The sequence below is a fragment of the Roseateles sp. AC306 genome (assembly GCF_979253795.1).
The window spans coordinates 154,158-171,325 of the sequence record NZ_CEEDEB010000014.1; the positions used below are offsets into that span (position 1 = coordinate 154,158).

A 17,168-nucleotide genomic window follows, 5' to 3' on the forward strand; every position below is an offset into this window, starting at 1 on the left:
GCCAGTGGTCACGCTGGCCGCAATGTAGCCAGCGTCAACGCGCTTGAGCCTTCGCGATGTTGTCGCGCAGCGTTGCCGCCATGTCGCTGCTCGCCGGCACCTCGGCCAGCACGCGGCGCCAGTAGCCAATGGCCGCCGCTGTATCCCCGCGCTCCACCGCCGCGCTGCCCAGCAGGGCCAGCGTGGGCACGTGTTTCGGGTCCAGCCTGATCGCGCGTTGCAGCAGCGCCTCCGGCTCGCCGGCCAGGCCTTCGCCCTTCACCAGGGCGAGCGTGACGGCATGCTGGCTCAGCGGGTGCGGGTCGTTCGGGCGCAGCCGTTCCAGCTGCGCATAGGCGGCCAGGGCATCCTGCGGGCGGCCGAGCTGCTCGTAGGCGCGGGCGAGCAGGGCCCAGCCGTCGGGGTCGTCCGGCGCGCTTTGCAGGCGATTGGCGAGGCGCTGCACCATCTGCTGCACGGGGTTGGCCGCTGCGGGCAGGGGAGGCGGAACGAGGGCATCGGGCCGGCCCAACTGCGCGTAGAGGAATCCGGCGGCCAGCGGCAGGGCCAGGCCCAGTGCGGCGGCGGTGCGCCAGGCGCGTGGGCCGGTAGGGCTGAGCAAGGCGGGCGCCAGTGGCAGCAGTGCGGTGAGCGTCAGCGCCGCAGCGGCAAGCAGGAAGAGTGTCATCGCCCGCCCTCGCGCCGTTGGCCGTGCCGCCAGTAAACGAGCCCGCCGATGGCCAGCAGCGCCAGCGGACCGAACCACAGCGGCGCGGTGCCGGCATGCAGCGGCGGGCGGTAGAGCACCTGCTCGCCGTAGCGCTGCACGAGCTCGGCGCGCAGGTCGCCTTCGCTGCGGCCGGCGGCCAGGCCCTCGCGCAGATGGCGCTTCATGTCGACGGCCAGCGGCGCGTTGGACTCGGCCACGCTCTGGCTCTGGCAGACGACGCAGCGCAGTTCCTGCGCCAGCCGCTCGACACGCCTGTCGAGATCCTCGGCAGCATGCGCAGTGAGCGAAGCGGCCAGGGCGGCTAACGCAACGACTTCACGCACCTTGCAGCCTCTTGATCAAAGGCAGCAAGCGCTTGTTCAGGTCCTCCGCCGTCACCGGCCCGGTGTGGCGCAGGCGAACGATGCCGCGCCGGTCGATGACGAAGGTCTCGGGCACGCCGGTCACGCCCCAGGCCAGACTGCCCTTGCCCTCGGGGTCACGCCAGGTGAGCGTGTAGGGGTTGCCGTGACGCTTCAGGAAAGCCAGGCCCAGCTCCGGCGTGTCGCGGTAGTCCAGGCCGACGACGCGCACACCGCTCTGCTCGGCCAACTGGCCCAGCACGGGCAGCTCGGCGCGGCAGGGCGCGCACCAGGAGGCGAAGACGTTCAGCACCCAGACCTCGCCGTTGGTTGAGGCCGCATCGCCGTGCAGGCGCTCCAGGTTGAGCGCGGGCGCGGGCTGGCCGATCAGCGGCGACGTGGGTTCGGCCTGCGCGTCGCGTTGCAGCAGGCCGCGCCCGAGCAGGGCCACTAGGGCGGCAGCGCCCAGCAGGGGCAGCAGGGCGGCAAGGCGGACCTTCATGGGGTCGACAAGGTGGGTGCGAGAAAGGGCGAGGCGGTTGCGCTGGCGGCTTGCGCTTTCGGCCTGCGGCGATGGGCCACCACGCCCCAGGCGCCACCGCCGGCCATGGCCAGCACGCCGATCCAGACCCAGGCCATGAAGGGCTTGACCTGCACGCGCAAGCCCCAGCGGCCGTCGGCATCGGCGTCGCCCAGGCTCACGTACACGTCGCGCCAGAGGCCGCGCGAGATGAAGGCTTCGGTCATGGCGACCTGGCGGCGGCCGTAGACGCGCTTCTCGGGCGTCAGCAGGAGTGGGCTGGCGCCACGCTGCCAGCTCAGCGTGGCCCGGGCGGCGCGGTAGTTGGCGCCGTCAACGGCCTCCAGCTTCTGAAAGCGCAGCGGGTGGCCGGCCACGCTCGCCTGCTCGCCCGGGGCCAGTGTCAGGTCGTGCGCGTGCTCCAGGCTGCGCACCAGCGTCACGCCCAGCACGAAGACGGCGATGCCGCCATGCGCCAGCCACAGCGGCGCGCTGTGCCGCCAGGCCGCGCGTTGGCGCCAGGCCAGGGCCAGGGTGCCGCCCAGCGCCCACAGGCCGGTGGCGATGCCGGCGGCCATCCACAGCGTGCCCTGCAGGCTCAGTGCCAGTGCGGTCGCTCCAGCAAGTACGGTCAGCGCAATTGGCAACAGCGGCCTGGCGCGCCGAAAGGCGGCCACTCGCCAGCGTGCCAGCGGCCCGATGACGAGCAGGGCCACCAGGGGCAGCATCAGCGGCGGGAAGACGGCGTCGAAGTAGGGCGCGCCCACCGACAGCTTCGTGCCGCTGATGACCTCGGCCGCCAGCGGGTAGAGCGTGCCCAGCAGCACCGTGGCGGCGGCCGTGGCCAGCAGCAGGTTGTTCAGCAGCAGCAGCGATTCGCGCGAGCCCAGGGCGAAGGGCTCCGCCGGCGGGGCGCGATGCGCGCGCCAGGCATAGAGCGCCAGGGACCCGCCCACCGACACGGCCAGCAGCACCAGGATGAAGAGCCCGCGCGCCGGGTCGCTCGCAAACGCATGGACCGAGCTGACCACGCCAGAGCGCACGAGGAAGGTGCCCAGCAACGACAGCGAGAAGGCCAGCAGCGCCAGCAGCAGACTCCAGCGCAGAAAGCCCGGGCGCTTCTCGGCCACGGCCAGCGAGTGGATGAGGGCCGTGCCCAGCAGCCAGGGCATGAAGGCGGCGTTCTCGACGGCGTCCCAGAACCAGAAGCCGCCCCAGCCCAGCTCGTAATAGGCCCAGAAGCTGCCCAGGCCGATGCCTGCCGTCAGCGCGGCCCAGGCGGCCAGCACCCAGGGCCGGGCCCAGCGTGTCCAGCGCGGTGAGATCTCCTCCTCCAGCAGCCCCGCCACGGCGAAGGCAAAGCCGACCGCGAAGCCGACATAGCCCATGTAGAGCAGCGGCGGGTGGGCGGCCATGCCGGGGTCCTGCAGCAGCGGGTTCAGGTCGCGGCCGTCCAGCGGCGCGGGCAGCAGGCGGGCGAAGGGGTTGGACGTGAAGGCGATGAAGGCGAGGAAGCCGGCCGCGATGGCGCCCAGCACGCCTTGCACCCGGGCGGCAAAGGGCGCCGGCAGACCGTCGCTGCGCCAGGCCACTGCCGCGCCCCAGGCGGCCAGGATCCACACCCACAGCAGCAGCGAGCCCTCGTGGCCGCCCCAGGTGGCGGTGATGCGATAGCCCACTGGCAATTCGCTGCTCGCATTGGCAGCAACATAGGCGACCGACATGTCCAGCGTGATGAAGCTGGCCACCAGCGCGGCCAGTGCGGCGCTGAGCAGGCCAAAGCTCACCACCGCGAGCGGGCGGCCCAGCGCCATCCAGCGCATGTTGCCGCGTTGCGCGCCCCACAGCGGCAGCACCGTCTGCGCAACGGCGACAGCCAGCGCCAGCAGCAGCGCGAACTGACCCAGTTCGGCCGTCATTCTGCAGAGGCCTGCTTCAAGGCCGCAGCGGCTTCCGGCGGCATGTAGTTCTCGTCATGCTTGGCCAGCACTTCGTCGGCGACGAACTGCAGGCCCGCCAGACGCCCCTGCGCGACGACGCCCTTGCCCTCGCGGAACAGGTCGGGCACCTGGCCGCGGTAGCTGACGGCCACGTTCTGCGCGCCGTCGGTGACCGTGAAGCGCAGGCCGCCGGCCTCGCGCTGCACCGAGCCCGGCGCCACCAGGCCGCCGAGGCGGAAGCGCTTGCCGGCCGGCGCCTCGCCGCGCGCAATCTCGCTGGGCGTGACGAAGAAGACCAGGTTCTGGCTGAAGGCCTTCAGCACCAGGCCGCCGGCCAATGCCAGCAGGGCCAGCATGGCCAGCAGACCGAGCAGGCGCCGATGACGCGGCTTCATCGCGCGGCCTTCCTGAGCGTCCACAGCTCAAGCGCAATGCCGATGGCGACGGCCGCAAGCGAGAGCCAGACGAAAGCGCCGTGTTCGCCGAACAACTCCGTCATGCCCAGCTCCCGATGGCGCGCGGCCAGCGGGCCTCCGACTCGACGCGCGCCTGCAGAAGCAGACGTGCACGCGTCAGCACCGCCGCACCGGCATAGGCCCAAAAACCGAACGTCGACAGCAGCAGGCCGGCCAGCATCTGCGGCGCGATGCTGCTGCCGCGCAGGTTGATGGAGGCGCCCTGGTGCAGGGTGTTCCACCAGGTGACCGAGAAGTACAGCACCGGCAGGTTGAGCGCACCCACCAGGGCCAGCAGCGCGCCGGCCTGGTCGCCACGGCGTGGGTCGTCAGGCGTGTCGACGGCCGTGGTCAGCGCGATGAAGCCCACATAAAGCAGGGCCAGCAGCAGTGCCGAGGTGAGACGCGCGTCCCACACCCACCAGGTGCCCCACATCGGCCGGCCCCACAGCGAGCCGGTGATGAGCGTCAGCACGGCGAACAACGCGCCGGTGGGCGCCAGCGCCCGCATCAACACAAGCGCCAGGCGCGTCTTCCACGCCAACCCCCACAGCGCCCAGAAGGCCATGGCGCCATAGCAGACCATGGCGATCCACGCGGCTGGCACGTGCAGGTAGAGGATGCGGTAGGTCTCGCCCTGCTGGGCGTCGGTCGGCGCGATGAAGAGGCCGAGCGTGAGGCCGGCGCCTATGCCGAGCGCTGCCAACAGCCACAGCACGGGCAGCAGCCGGCCGGTCAGCGGCAGGAAGTGGGCGGGGCTCGCGTAGCGCCAGAGGGGGTGTGGAGTCGTCATCAGTCGAGCATCAAGGAGAGGGCGGCCGCGGTGGCCCAGGGCGCCAGCGCCAGCAGCACGGCCAGCCAGGCGCCGAGCAGGAGCAGGGCCGAATCGGCATTCGCGCCGCCGTTGGCCGCCGCCGTGCCGAAGACGAGCACCGGCACCTCCAGCGGCAGCAGCAGCAGGGCCAGCAGGCCGGCCCCGGTGCGCGCATGCAGCACCAGCGCCGCGCCCAGGCCGCCCAGCAGCGCCAGCGCCGGTGTGCCGAGCAGCAGGCTCAACGCCAGCGGCAGCGGGTCTTCAACGCCGAAGGCCAGCGCCAGCACGGGCGCCAGCAGCACGAGGGGCAGGCCGCTCAGCGCCCAGTGCACGGCCAGCTTGAGGGCGACGGCCAGCGGGCGCGGCAGCGGCGACAGCCACCACTGCTCCAGGCTGCCGTCCGCCAGATCGGCGGCGAAGAGGCGCGGCAGCGACAGCAGGCTGGCCAGCAACGCGGCGATCCACAGCAGGCCCGGTGCCAGTTCGCGCAATCGCGCGGGTTCCGGCCCGAGACCGAGCGGGAACATCAGCGCCACGCCGATGACGAAGGCCAGCGGCGTCAGCCACTCGGCCGGCTGGCGCAGCGTGCTGGAGCATTCCCGCTGCGCCAGTGCCGCAGCGGCTTGCAGGCCGGGGCGCATCAGTTCGCTGTGGCGCCGGCGCGCCACCCGCACAAGAAACTTGCGGGCCGAGCGCCGGGCCGCTCCCAAGCCGGCCCGCCATGGCGATGTGCGAGCGGCTCAACGCCGCGAGCATCGCCGTCCCCGCGGGGGACCGGCCAAAGTACGCCTTGAACGAGGGGCCTCATGACTTCCCGAGGCGTAGGTTGCGAACGCTGCGTTTGAGCGGCAGGGCCTGGTGGCTGGTGAAGACGGCGCTGCCGCCTTCTTCGGCATGGCGGTCCAGGCGCTGCGCGAGGCGGTCGGCCATGGCGGCGTCCAGCGCAGCCAGGGGTTCGTCCAGCACCCAGAGCGGGGCCACCTGCGGCAGCCACAGCTGGGCCAGCGCGGCGCGGCGGCGCTGGCCTTCGGAGAGCTGCGCCAGGCGCAGGCCGGCCGCTTCGTCCAGGCCCACGGGCGCCAGTGCGGCTAGCGCCTCCGGCTCGCTGCACGGCTGCCCCGCCAGGGCCGCGCTGCTGCGCAACTGTTCGATGACCGAGAGCTGGTCCTTCAGGCCCGGCTTGTGGCCCACATAGAGCAGCGACCGCCCGACGTGCACGCGGCCCACGCGCGGCGCGCTCAGGCCGCAGATCAGGCGCAGCAGGCTGGTCTTGCCGCTGCCGTTGGCACCCTGCACCCACAGCAGCTGGCCGGGGTGCAGTGCCAGGTCGAGGCCGTCGAACAAGGGCCGCCCGCCGCGCGATTGGCCAACCCGCTGCAGGATCAGCGAAGGCGGTGTCGACGGCAGGACAGAGGCGGTGGGCATGCCGGCACTCTAGGCAGCGCGCATCCCCAAGCCAACGAAGCAAAACGATTGAGCTTCTTCATTGCGCGGCGCATGATTCGCCGCCCTTGGCCTCAGGAAGCGTATGAGACGACTGTTGCTTGCGTTGGTGTGCGGTGTCGTGGCGTCCCTGGCCGCCTGCGCCGGCCTGCCCTGGATCGGCAGCGGCGGCGGGGCCAGGATCGCGCTGGTCATCGGCAACTCGGCCTACGAGAACGCGCCGGGCCTGACCAACCCGGCCCACGACGCCGCTGACATGTGCGCCGCGCTGAAGCGGGCCGGCTTCAAGGCGATGTGCCACACCGACCTGCGCGACCGTGCCGAGTTCGAGGCGCATGTTCAGGCCTATGTCGACCAGCTCGGGCCGGGCAGCGAGGGGGTGTTCTATTACTCCGGCCACGGGGTTCAGGTGGGCGGCGCGAACTTTCTGATTCCCACGGCCGCCTCCACCCGCAAGGCCGGCGAGGACGCTCAGCGCCCGCTCTATCCGGTGTCCGAGTTGTTCAGCCGGCTGGGGCAGCGGCCGACGCGCTTCCAGATGGTCATCCTGGACGCGTGCCGCACTGAGCTGTTCAAGCCAGGGGCGGGTGGACGCGGTGCGGGTGCGGCACCGGCAGCACCGGCGCCGAAGTCCAACCTCGTCCGCGCCATCGAAGCCACCGGCAGCGCGGGCACGGGCCTCGCGCCGATCACGAACGCGCCGCGCGCCACCTTCGTGCTTTATGCGACCGGCTCTGGCCGCGCCGCCTTCGACGGCGATGGCCGCAACGGGCCGCTCACCAAACATGTGCTGCGGCACGTGGGCAGCAAGGGTCTGCTGGTGCAGGACTTCTTCGGCCGCGTGATCACCGGCGTGGAGAAGGAAACGCTGAGCGCCTACTACGAGCGCCAGACGCCCTATCTCTACGGCTCCTTCGGCGGCAAGTTCTGCTTTGCCGGCTGCACACCGATCGAGCTGCCGCCGCAGTACTGACGACGCTCAGAAACTGACGACGACGCCCAGCGTGAAGCCCTGCGTGTTGTCGCGGCCGTCCTGGCCGGTCGCGGGCAGTGCATCCTTGGAGCGCAGCACCTGCATGCGGTAGCCGCCGGTGACAGTGCAGCGCAACCGGTCAGTCGTCAGCGCGTAGCTCAGGCCCACCTCCGTGAGGCCGTACTCCGACTTGAAGCTGATCCGGGCGTCGGGCTTCGTCTTCAGCCGCCCCAGACCCAGAGACCCATAGATGGCCAGGCCTTCGCCGATGGGCGCACTGGCGCTAAGGCCCAGCACGGGGCCGGACGTGCGGTAGACATCGAAATTGCCGCTTTGCTTCATGCCCTTGTAGCCCAGCGTGACGGCCAGCCCGGGCAGCACGCTATAGCCGATGTTGGCGTCGAACTCGCTGCGCTTGCCCGTGGTGCCGTCATCGAAGCTGTAGCGTGTCGACGTGAGCGCGCTGAGCGTGCCCCGAAACTGCCCGTAGCGCACGCTGATGCTCGGCATGAGCGCCGTCTTGGCGTTGGCGGTGATCTGCTTGAGCACCTCGCCGCCACCGCTTGGCACGTAGGTGAACGACGTCCAGTCCGTGTTCCAGGCGCGCAGCCCGGCGGACACGCTCAAGTCGGCGTCCTGCGCCAACGCAGCATCAGCGCTGCACAGGGCCCCTGCGATCAATACAACCCGCTTCATGCCGGCCTCCTTGCCAAGTCGAGGCCAAGGTAGTCCAAACGCAGGGCGACCGAAAGACCACAGGTGATGACTCATGGGCTGTATTGAGGATGCCGACAGGGATTGGCTCCGTGCGATGGCTGGGCTATGTTTGCGCGATGACCTCCCGTCGTTCGCTGCTTGTCCTGCCCGCCCTGGCTTTCCCGTCGGCACTGTTCGCGCAGGCGCCGGGCGCCACGCAGGCGGCGCGGGCCCTTGTCGACGCCACGCCGGCCGCCCAGCGCGCCGGCCTCATGCATCCCTTCACCGACACCGCCCGCAGCGACTGGCACTACACGCCGCGCCGCCGCGACGGCATGGCGTGGAAAGCCATGTCGCCCGCCCAGCGCGAGGCCACGACGGCGCTGCTGCGCACGGCGCTGAACGAGCGGGGGCTGGACAAGGTGCGTGCCGTCATGGCGCTGGAGATCACGCTGCGCCAGCTCGAAAGCTTCGGCCTGTCACGCGACCCGGAGAACTACGCCGTCGCCCTCTACGGCGAGCCGGGCTCGGCCGCCTGGGGCTGGCGCATCGAGGGCCATCACCTGTCGCTGCATTTCAGCCTGGCCGGCGACCGGGTCGTGGCCACGCTGCCGCAGTTCTTCGGCGCCAACCCGGCGACCGTTGCGCGCGATGTGGGCGGTCACGCGCCGCGAGCAGGCTTCCGGCTGCTGGGCAGCGAGGAAGACATGGCGCGCGCCTGGCTGGCCAGCCTGAGCGCGGGGCAGCGTGCACGTGCCGTGTTCAGCACGCGGCCCTTCGGCGACATCGTCAGCGGCAATGTCAGACGCGCGAGCCCGCTGGACGCGGTGGGCCTGCCCTTGTCCGACATGGAGTCAGCCCAGCAGGCCCTGGCGCTGGCGCTGATCGCCGCCTTCGCCGACCATCTGCAGCCCGACCTGGCCCAGGCGCGGCTGGCGCGCGTGCGGGCCAGCCAGCTGGACACGATCCGCATCGGCTGGGCCGGCGCGCTCAAGGCCGGTGAGCCGCACTACTTCCGCATCCAGGGCGCACGCTTCCTCATCGAGTTCGACAACTCGGGCGGCAACCACATCCACTCGGTCTGGCGCGACTTCGACGGCGACTTCGGGCGCGACGTGCTGGGCGAGCATTACCGCAACGCCGAGGCTGGTGCGCACCGGCCTCGGCCGTCTACCTCACCTTGATCACCACCTTGCCCTTGGCCCGGCCCGTCTCGACATAGGCCAGCGCCTCGTTGGTCGCCTCGAACGGAAACACCCGGTCGACAACCGGGCGAATCGCTCCCGCATCGATCAGCTCGGTGATCTTGCCCAGCTGTTCACCGTTGGCGCGCATGAAGAGAAACACGTAGTTCAAGCCGAGGCGGGCCGCCGTTCTTCTGACCCTGGCGCTCAGCAATCGAATGACGAGCTGCACGAACCACGGTGCACCCTGGCCCCCGGCAAACGCGGGGTCGGGCGGTCCGGAGATGGAGATGAGCGTGCCGCCGGCTTTCAGCACGCGCAGCGACTTTTCCAGCGCCGCCGTGTCCTGGCTGTGCAGCACCACGTCGTAGTCCTGCAGCAGCGCCTCAAAGTCCTGGGTCCTGTAGTCGATGACGACGTCGGCGCCCAGGCGCTTCACCAGGTCGATGTTGGCGCTGCTCGTCGTGGTGGCCACCGTGGCGCCGAGGTGCTTGGCCAGCTGGATGGCGAAGCTGCCCACGCCGCCCGAGCCAGCCTGGATGAAGACCTTCTGCCCCTTGCGCAGCCCCGCGTTCTCGACCAACGCCTGCCACGCGGTCAAGCCCACCAGCGGCAGCGATGCGGCCTCTTCCATGCTCAGCGCTTGGGGCTTGAGCGCGAGGGCCGTTTCCTTGACCGCCACCTGCTCGGCGAAGCTGCCGATGCGGAAGTCGTCGGGCCGGGCATAGACCTCGTCGCCCGGCTTGAAGCGCCGCACCTGCGACCCGACCTGGGTGACGACGCCGGCCACGTCGTGGCCCAGCACCAGCGGCAGGCGGTAGGGCAGGATGAGCTTGAACTCGCCACTCCTGATCTTGGCGTCCAGCAGGTTCACGCCGGCGGCATGGACCTGGAGGAGCACCTCGTCGTCTTGCAGGACCGGCTCTGGCACGTCGGCCAGCCGCAACGCGCGGCTCTTGCCGTAGCGGTCGAGGAGGAAGGCCTTCATGACGCGCTCGCCGTTGTCACCGCATCCAGCCGCAGGTCGCGTCTGACGCCGGCGTCCACCATGCCGGCAGGCGCGAAGGTGCGCAGCAGTCGCAGGCGGCTCGCGAGCCCACCGGCCGTGTACCGGAGCTTTGGTTGCGTTGCGCTGGCGGCCTTCAGCACGACGTCGGCAACGACGCCCGGCAGGTCAGCGGTCGCCATCACCTCCTTGACTCTCTCGCTCACGCCCGCGCGAGCCTCGCGGTACTCGTCGAGCTTGGCGTCGGGCTCCATGAAGTTCGCATCGAACGGCGTCTTGGTGTAGGCCGGCTCGATGACCGAGACGCGGATGCCCCGGGTGCGCAGCTCATGGTCGAGCGACTCCGAATAGCCTTCGACCGCGTGCTTGGTGGCGGCGTAGAGGGCGCCATAGGGCATGGGCAGGAAGCCAAGCACCGAGCCGATGTTGATGATGCGCCCGCTCTTGCGCAGGCGCATCTGCGGCAGCACGGCGCGGGTCATCCGCACCATGCCGAAGAAGTTGGTGTCGAAGATGGCCTGCGCCTGCGCAATGGAGCTCTCCTCGGCGCCGGCCGGTGCCACGCCGAAGCCGGCGTTGTTGACGAGCAGGTCGATGCGGCCTTCCAGGTCGATGACCTTCTGCACGGCAGCCTTCACCGAATCGTCCAGCGTCACATCCAGCGCCAGCATCTCAAACCCGTGCTGCCCGCGCTGCCCCGCCTGGCGGCCCTGCCGGCTGGTGCCGTAGACGGTGTAGCCCGCCGTGGCGAGCCGCTCGGCGGTTGCCTGGCCTATGCCCGAGGAGGCGCCCGTCACGAGGGCGACCTTGCTGTTCTTCATGTTCATGGCGTTTCTCTGTCCGCGTGTGGAGTTGTCGGAACTCGTCGGCTGACGCGGCGCTCGGCGAGTTGGGTTGCTGCTGTCAGAGGGTTGATAGCTTTATTGGCATGATGATCGTCATATTTGAAGACGAGCAGAAAGGCAACGTTCCATCGGTGGCGTTCAGGATAGGGCGGGGAGCAGGCGCTTCAGCGCAGCGTCGAGCAGGTTGTCGGACAGCGCGGGCTCGTCGACGGCGCGCGCCAGCAGCAGCGCACCGACCATGGTGGACAGCGTCACCAGCGCCTGCTCGTGAGCGGCGGCCTGGCCCCAGTCGGGCGACTGGCGGGCGATGAGGTCCACCATGGCCTTGATGTGGCAGGTGGTCACCCGGCGCACCTCGGGCGCCTGGCGCGACGTCTCGGAGCCCAGCGCGGCCAGCGGGCATCCCAGTTCAACCTGATCGGCGTGGCCGCGGGAAAGGTAGGCGCGCAGCATGGTCTCCAGGGCCTTGTCGGGCGGCGTATGGGCCACCACGTCGGCCGCAGCGGCAGCGGACTCGGCGCAGGCCTGGCCCGCCGCTTCCGCCAGCATGGCCTCCCGCGAGGCGAAGTGCGCGTAGAAGGCGCCATGGGTCAGGCCGGCCTCCTTCATGATGTCCGCGACGCCCGTGCCGCCATAGCCGCTGCGACGGATGGCCCGTGCCGCGGCGGAGACGATGCGTTCGTGGGAGGCCTCCTTGGCAGCCGCCCTGGCGTTGGAATTCTGTTGTCGCATGATGCGCATCATACTTGAGTTCAGTGGTTGCCGTCGTGATCTTTCTCGCGCTCCTGCTGTGGTGGGCGAGACGCGCATGCGCATTAGCGGCATGAGCTCAGTCAACTTCTTGATCACTGAGCCGCTTCTGCACGTTTAAGCTAACGGCTCATCTGCTTGTCTCCTCCGCCCACCCTGGGTGGCTTCAACCCTTCGCGCCGCACTGCGGCCGAAGGGTTTTTTCTGGGCTCTTTGCGAGTTGCGTCCTCCCCTACCTTCGCATCAGGCCCGCCTGCTCCCCTGCTTGGCGTTGCATTTGGAATGCGTCGCAGGCCACATTCTGTGGAACGGCCGGGATGCGGGTGCGCGCACTTGCGAAGGTGAAGGAGGAGGCCCGCGAGCGGGACGGGGGACACGTAGCAAGTGCGTGCACCCGCGTCCCGGCTTGGCCCGCTCGTCGCCAATGCAGTCGAGGCGTGCCCTACTGCGCCTTCACCTTCAACCAGTTCAGGTTCCACTCCTTGCCGACCGACTTCAAGCGCAGCGTGTGGTTGCCGGCGGTCATGGCGAAGCTGGGGCTGGCTTGCGTGACCCAGGTCTGCCAGCCGCCGGTGTTGGGCACGGCCATGGCGTCCACCGCCTTGACGCCATCGACCCAGACCTCGAAACCGGTGCTGCCATTCGCGGTCGCCAGGCGGTAGTCGATGCTGAAGTTGCCGGCGGTTCCAACGTTGATCTTGAACTCGATGTAGTCGTCCGGGTCGAAGTGGCCGACGTTCTGGCCGCCGCCGATGTCGCTGGAGTTTTCGAGCTGCACGCCGCTCATGGCAGTGAAAGATTCCGCTTCGAGGGTCGCCGGGACAGGCACGTATTGAATGGCCGTGCTCGCGGGATCGCTGTAGTAGCTTTCGTTGCCGGCGGTGAGTGAAGTCACCACGTAGTAGTAGGTGGTGCCGCTGACTGCGGTGGCGTCCGTGTAGCTGGCGGTGGCGACCTTCTCCGCCAGCTTGCCGTACGTGCCACCGGCGCTGGAGGCGCGGAACACGTTGTAGCCCGTGACCTTGGCATCCGTGCTGGCGTTCCACGTCAGCGCGTTGCCATTGCTGCCTTCGATCAGCTTCAGGTTGGCGGGGGGCGCCGGCAGCTGGAAAACGTCCGGCGCGGTGCTGCTCACCAGCCATTGGGCCAAGCCTGAGTGCACCTCGTACGCCTGGGTGGCATAGCTCTTGAACAGGGTCTCGATCTCTGCAACGCTGGCGGTGGTGAAGTCCACCTTGCCGTTCATGTCGATGACGTCCTTGCCTTGCACCGGCTCCTTGTCGAGCAGGTACATCTCGGCCCAGGTGTTGGCGCTGCCGTTGTCCTTGAAGACGCCGTTCAGCGCGTAGGTCTGGCCGCCTTGCAGCGTGATCGCCTGGTAGACGCCGCCGTTGATTTCGCCGGTCACACCGTCGGGGCGTGTCACGCGGAGGACGGCGCCTTCGCTGCCGGTGGGTGTCTTGCCTGCGCCCGCATAGCTGAAGTCGAGGTTCAGCTTGCCGCTGATGGTCAGCGCCGTCCAGCCCGTGCTGGCGCCGAAGCTGCCGTTGGTGATCACTTCCGCGTTGGTGGCGGTGTTGGTGATGCTGATCTTGTCGAAGGTCACATCGGGATTGCTGCCGCTCACCGCGCCGCTCTTGATGACGAAGTAGTAGGTCTTGGCGCCGGTGCCGCCCACCTTGATGGTGGGCGCCTTGACCGCGCAGGCATTGGCAAAGCTGGCGTCCCATCCCGCGCAGTCCCAGGTGCTGGCCTTGGCCACCATGCCCACGCCCGTGTCGAAGTTGGTGTTCACGGCGTTGGTGACCATGCCCCAGGTGCCCTTGCCCGAGCCACCCGCCGGGCTGACGAGCTTGTACGACCAGGACGTCGATGCCCAGCCATAGCTGGCGTAGGTGTCGTAGGTGGCGCGGCCGATCTGGCCGCCCAGGTCCAGGCCTGCACCCTGCCAGGGCTGGAACTCGCCCACGAGCAGGGGGACCTTCAGGTCGCTGACCTGCTTGTTGTAGGCACAAACGCCGCCGGTGCCCGTCGCGCCGCAGCGCAGCCAGTCGCGGTGGACCATGTAGGCCGAATCGCCGGGGCGATCGCCGAACAGGCCCGGGTAGGGGTGGATCTCGAAGGCGACGTTGGTAAAGCCTTTGGCGGTCGGGTTGCCGTAGGCGTCGATGCTGCCGTAGTGGCTGGGCAGCAGCACGATGTGCTTGTCGTCGATGGCGCGGATGGTTTTGTACAGGTCCTCGACGCGCGCGACCATGGCTTCGGCCGTGGAGCCCCAGGGCTCGTTGAGCGGGTCGTAGGCCGCCACCACCGGCTCGTCCTTGTACTTGGTGGCGATCTGCTGCCACAGCCATTTGGTGCGCTCCTGCGCCTCGGTGTCGGTCCAGTATTTGTTCTGGCCGGCGCAGCCGGTGTGGTCATTGGGCGTCTGCCCGCCGTGGGCACCGTGCAGGTCGAGGATCACGTAGATGCCGCGCTTCTTGGCCTGGGAGATGCTCCAGTCCAGATACTTCCAGGCATCGGCGCGCAGCGTCCTCGGCTTCTTTTCGTCCTCGATGACGCTCCACAAGATGGGCAGGCGGACGACATTGAAGCCGAAGGCCTTCAGCTGATCCCAGTCCCGCTCGGTGATCCAGCTGTCGCGGAAGAGCCTGATCAGGCGCTCCTTCTCGTCGTAGCCGAAGCGCTCCGTCAGCTTGGCTTCGAGCGTGCACTGGTCGGTCACGCCGTTGCCGCCCTGACCCATCATCCAGAACTCCTGCACCAACCAGTTGCCGAGGTTGGTGCCTTTCAGCAGCACCTGCTTGCCAGCGGCATCGACCCACTTCGTGCCCTCGGTCTTCAGCTGGGTGAGGCTGTCGGCGATGACTGGCGGTGCAATGGGCGGTGTATCCGGCGCACTGCTGCCGGAACTGCCTCCGCAGCCAACCAGAAATGCCGAGCCGAGCATGCCCGCCATCCATGCGCCACGCGCGCTGCCGCCCACGAACCATCGTTTAGCCACGTCTTGTCTCCGTTGATTGATTGGAATCGGTTCCAATTCAGTATCTGAGAGGCAGTGATGGCTTGTCAACTTTGCCTAGGGCGCGCTGTTGCAACCGGCTCAGGGGCCAGAGTTCTCCACGCGCAATATGTGGAATCGATTCCACGCTTGGTCTTGGGGCAAGTGCAAAGCAAGAACCTCATAAGCGTTCTCACTTTGCTTCGTTTGCCGACAAAGGCGCCGACCGTAGCCTTGTGTGGTTTTCGCATGAGGGCCGCCATGAATGCCACAGTTTTCGAGGAACCCGCCCAACGGGTGCAAGCCTCATCTCCACAGCGCATCGAGATTCGCCCGCTGCCGGGCAGCTTCGCCGCCGAGGTGGTGGGCCTGGACCTGCACCAGCCGCTGGACGAAGAAGACTTCCGCCGCATCCACCGAGCGCACCTGGACCACCATGTGCTGGTCTTCCGCGACCAGCGCATCAGCCCTGAGCAGCAGATCGCCGTCAGCCGCCGCTTCGGCCCGCTGCAGATCCATGTGCTGCACCAGTTCCACCTGAAGGGCCACCCGGAGATATTGATCGTCTCCAACATCGTCGAGAACGGCCAGCCCCAGGGCCTGGGCGACGCCGGCCACTTCTGGCACTCGGACCTGTCGTACAAGGAAACGCCCAGCCTCGGCTCCATGCTGCTGGCGCAGGAGCTGCCCAGCGAGGGCGGCGACACGCTGTTCGCTGACCAGCACAGTGCCTGGGTGGCACTGACGCCCGAGCTGAAGCAACGGGTGCGCAAGCTGCGCGCCGAGCACTCCTACCTTGCCAAGTACGAGGAGCTGCGTGAGCGCAGCCCCTGGCGGCCCAAGCTCAGCGACGAGCAGGTGGCGCAGGTGAAGCCGGTCGTGCATCCCGTCGTGCGCACCCACCCCGAGACCGGGCGGCTGGGCCTGTTCGTCAGCGAGCACTTCACGACGCGCATCGTCGACCTGCCTGACGGCGAAAGCCGTGCGTTGCTGGCCGAGCTGTTCCGCTACGCGGCCCTGCCCGAGCTGCAGTACCGCCATCGTTGGCAGCCTCACGACATGGTGTTCTGGGACAACCGCTCCGTCACCCACCTAGCCGCCGGCTGCCCGCCCGAACTGCGCCGCCGCCTGCACCGCACCACCATCGAAGGCGACAAGCCGTTCTGACCATGACCCTGTCCAAGACATTCCGCCGCCTGGCGCTGGCGACTCTGTTCGCGTTGCCCCTGGCCGCCCAAGCCGAAGGCCGCATCCGCATCGCCGAGCAGTTCGGTGTCGTCTACCTGCTGCTCGACGTGGCGAAGGACCAAGGGCTCATCCAGAAGCACGGCAAGGCCCAAGGCCTGCCTGACGTGCAGGTCGAGTTCATCGAGCTCTCGGGTGGCGCGGCGGTCAACGAGGCGCTGCTGTCCGGCGGCATCGACATCGCCGGTGCGGGCGTCGGCCCGCTGCTGACGATCTGGGACCGCACCACTGGCAAGCAGAACGTGCGCGGCGTGGCGTCGTTAGGCAACTTCCCTTACTACCTCGTCAGCACGAACCCCGCGGTCAAGACCATTGCCGACTTCGGCGACAAGGACCGCATCGCCACGCCGGCCACCGGCGTCTCCGTGCAGTCGCGCATCCTGCAGCTGGCTTCCGCCAAGCTGTGGGGTGATGCCCAGTTCAACAAGCTGGATCGGCTTCAGGTGGCGCTGCCTCACCCGGAGGCGACGGCCGCGCTCATCAAGGGCGGCACCGAGATCAATGCCCATTTCGGCAACCCGCCGTTCCAGGACCAGGTGCTCGCCGGCAATCCATCGGCGCATGTGGTGTTGAAGAGCTACGACGTGCTGGGCGGGCCGGCTTCGGCGACGGTGCTGTATGCGACGGAGAAGTTTCGCAAGGACAACCCGAAAACGTATCGGGCGTTCGTGGATGCCTTGGCCGAGGCTGCTCGGTTGGTGAAGGCGGACCCCGAGAAGGCGGCTGACATCTACCTGCGGACGAACAAGAGCAAGGTCGACCGGGCATTGCTGCTGAAGATCATTCGCAACCCTGAAGTCGAGTTCAAGCTGACGCCGGAGAACACGTTTGCGCTGGCGGATTTCATGTTTCGGGTGGGGGCGATCAAGACGAAGCCTTCATCGGTGAAGGACTACTTTTTTGAGGATGCGCATTTAGTGGGGGGCAGTTGAGGCTAAGGATGCTTTGGCGAGGTGCGGTGTTTGCCCGGTGCATTGCCGGGAGTCCGCCCCGGCGGTCGGGTAACTTTCTTCTGCGGGGCCAGAAGAAAGTCACCAAAGAAGAGGCCCTGAACCGCACGCGACCGCGGCGCCGCCAGGAGCGGCGCGCGAAAACGACCAGAGGCATTTCGGGACAACGCGAGCCGCTGCGCTCTCGCTGCTGTCCTTGTGACGAGTGCCATGGCGCGCCCCTTCACGCCGCCTAACGCGCGGCTGCACGCCGGGCTCACCAGAACAGCCGCGTCGCTGGGGCGACGCCGCAGAGG

Annotated in this window: 17 protein-coding genes; 4 read left to right on the forward strand and 13 right to left on the reverse strand. The window is 68.7% G+C overall.

Annotation, left to right across the window (positions count from 1 at the left end; genetic code table 11):
• Positions 1-34: 34 nt before the first annotated feature.
• From AC0IZJ_RS22920 to ccmA, 8 genes are all read right to left on the reverse strand, one after another.
• Entirely contained in the window at positions 35-667 is a 633-nt protein-coding gene (locus tag AC0IZJ_RS22920) for a tetratricopeptide repeat protein (protein ID WP_471853881.1), read from the reverse strand.
• Positions 664-1,032 (reverse strand): cytochrome c-type biogenesis protein, encoded by a 369-nt coding sequence (locus AC0IZJ_RS22925; RefSeq protein WP_471853882.1) that lies wholly within the window; start codon positions 1,030-1,032, stop codon positions 664-666. Before AC0IZJ_RS22925 ends, AC0IZJ_RS22920 begins: the two co-directional genes overlap by 4 nt.
• Positions 1,025-1,552: a DsbE family thiol:disulfide interchange protein gene (locus tag AC0IZJ_RS22930; RefSeq protein WP_471853883.1), complete on the reverse strand. Its 528-nt coding sequence runs from the start codon at positions 1,550-1,552 to the stop codon at positions 1,025-1,027. Before AC0IZJ_RS22930 ends, AC0IZJ_RS22925 begins: the two co-directional genes overlap by 8 nt.
• The gene (locus AC0IZJ_RS22935; RefSeq protein WP_471853884.1) at positions 1,549-3,489 is read right to left on the reverse strand and encodes a heme lyase CcmF/NrfE family subunit; all 1,941 of its coding nucleotides are present in this window, start codon (positions 3,487-3,489) and stop codon (positions 1,549-1,551) included. Before AC0IZJ_RS22935 ends, AC0IZJ_RS22930 begins: the two co-directional genes overlap by 4 nt.
• A complete protein-coding gene (gene ccmE / locus AC0IZJ_RS22940; RefSeq protein WP_471853885.1) occupies positions 3,486-3,905 on the reverse strand; it encodes a cytochrome c maturation protein CcmE in 420 nt (139 codons plus the stop codon). Before ccmE ends, AC0IZJ_RS22935 begins: the two co-directional genes overlap by 4 nt.
• Before the next feature lie 100 nt (positions 3,906-4,005).
• Positions 4,006-4,758 (reverse strand): heme ABC transporter permease CcmC, encoded by a 753-nt coding sequence (ccmC, locus tag AC0IZJ_RS22945; protein WP_471853886.1) that lies wholly within the window; start codon positions 4,756-4,758, stop codon positions 4,006-4,008.
• Entirely contained in the window at positions 4,758-5,420 is a 663-nt protein-coding gene (ccmB, locus tag AC0IZJ_RS22950) for a heme exporter protein CcmB (RefSeq protein ID WP_471853887.1), read from the reverse strand. Before ccmB ends, ccmC begins: the two co-directional genes overlap by 1 nt.
• Before the next feature lie 163 nt (positions 5,421-5,583).
• A complete protein-coding gene (gene ccmA, locus AC0IZJ_RS22955) occupies positions 5,584-6,204 on the reverse strand; it encodes a heme ABC exporter ATP-binding protein CcmA (protein ID WP_471853888.1) in 621 nt (206 codons plus the stop codon).
• 103 nt (positions 6,205-6,307) lie between these two features.
• Between ccmA and AC0IZJ_RS22960 the strand changes: the two genes are divergently transcribed.
• On the forward strand, positions 6,308-7,195 hold the full coding sequence (locus tag AC0IZJ_RS22960) for a caspase family protein (protein ID WP_471853889.1): 888 nt from the start codon (positions 6,308-6,310) through the stop codon (positions 7,193-7,195).
• Positions 7,196-7,201: 6 nt separating this feature from the next.
• On the opposite strand, the gene AC0IZJ_RS22965 is transcribed toward AC0IZJ_RS22960, so the two are convergent.
• Entirely contained in the window at positions 7,202-7,891 is a 690-nt protein-coding gene (locus AC0IZJ_RS22965) for an outer membrane protein (RefSeq protein ID WP_471853890.1), read from the reverse strand.
• Positions 7,892-8,028: 137 nt separating this feature from the next.
• Here AC0IZJ_RS22965 and AC0IZJ_RS22970 point away from each other — a divergent pair, with 137 nt between their 5' ends.
• Entirely contained in the window at positions 8,029-9,075 is a 1,047-nt protein-coding gene (locus AC0IZJ_RS22970) for a DUF3500 domain-containing protein (RefSeq protein WP_471853891.1), read from the forward strand.
• On the opposite strand, the gene AC0IZJ_RS22975 is transcribed toward AC0IZJ_RS22970, so the two are convergent.
• The 4 genes from AC0IZJ_RS22975 to AC0IZJ_RS22990 form a co-directional block, all read right to left on the reverse strand.
• Positions 9,062-10,063 (reverse strand): NADP-dependent oxidoreductase, encoded by a 1,002-nt coding sequence (locus AC0IZJ_RS22975; RefSeq protein WP_471853892.1) that lies wholly within the window; start codon positions 10,061-10,063, stop codon positions 9,062-9,064. The genes AC0IZJ_RS22970 and AC0IZJ_RS22975 overlap by 14 nt on opposite strands.
• A complete protein-coding gene (locus AC0IZJ_RS22980) occupies positions 10,060-10,908 on the reverse strand; it encodes an oxidoreductase (RefSeq protein WP_471853893.1) in 849 nt (282 codons plus the stop codon). The genes AC0IZJ_RS22975 and AC0IZJ_RS22980 overlap by 4 nt, the downstream gene beginning before the upstream one ends.
• A gap of 156 nt (positions 10,909-11,064) precedes the next feature.
• Positions 11,065-11,670 carry a TetR/AcrR family transcriptional regulator gene (locus tag AC0IZJ_RS22985; RefSeq protein ID WP_471853894.1) on the reverse strand — a complete coding sequence of 202 codons (606 nt, stop codon included), beginning with the start codon at positions 11,668-11,670 and terminating at the stop codon, positions 11,065-11,067.
• 448 nt (positions 11,671-12,118) lie between these two features.
• Positions 12,119-14,680 carry a cellulase family glycosylhydrolase gene (locus AC0IZJ_RS22990; protein WP_471853895.1) on the reverse strand — a complete coding sequence of 854 codons (2,562 nt, stop codon included), beginning with the start codon at positions 14,678-14,680 and terminating at the stop codon, positions 12,119-12,121.
• A gap of 258 nt (positions 14,681-14,938) precedes the next feature.
• Here AC0IZJ_RS22990 and AC0IZJ_RS22995 point away from each other — a divergent pair, with 258 nt between their 5' ends.
• Both AC0IZJ_RS22995 and AC0IZJ_RS23000 read left to right on the forward strand, forming a co-directional pair.
• Complete coding sequence (locus AC0IZJ_RS22995; RefSeq protein WP_471853896.1) at positions 14,939-15,844, forward strand: TauD/TfdA dioxygenase family protein; 906 nt, start codon at positions 14,939-14,941, stop codon at positions 15,842-15,844.
• Positions 15,845-15,846: 2 nt separating this feature from the next.
• Entirely contained in the window at positions 15,847-16,854 is a 1,008-nt protein-coding gene (locus AC0IZJ_RS23000; protein WP_471853897.1) for an ABC transporter substrate-binding protein, read from the forward strand.
• Positions 16,855-17,168: the final 314 nt, after the last annotated feature.